Raw genomic sequence first — 285 nt, forward strand, 5'->3', positions numbered from 1 at the left:
GGTTTGATTTTTGCTATTTGTCGACGTTTTGCCCTGTGGCCAGTAATTAATTTGTAAATAAAGCTCTTCAATGCCGTCATAACAAAACTCGCCCATCTTATAAAAAATTTCAAAATAACCAAGTGGTTGATCATTTTCTTTATTTACTGCATTATTATAAGCTTCAACTTTACCTATTTGGTTTATATCAAGTTCAATTTCTTTATCAACGGGTTTTAATGGAGTTTCCCGTTTAATTAATAAATCGGTGGCTGAGCTATCGGCAAAGGTTAAAATTGGGTATAG

General features: G+C 32.6%; 1 protein-coding gene. It reads right to left on the reverse strand.

Features of this window, described 5'->3' with window-relative positions:
• Positions 1–285 (reverse strand): hypothetical protein (locus tag J3U35_RS03140; RefSeq protein WP_267359500.1); only part of this gene is annotated, 285 nt, incomplete at both ends.

This window comes from Gilliamella sp. B2717 (genome assembly GCF_026536675.1).
In the GTDB taxonomy this organism is placed as follows: domain Bacteria; phylum Pseudomonadota; class Gammaproteobacteria; order Enterobacterales; family Orbaceae; genus Gilliamella; species Gilliamella apicola_I.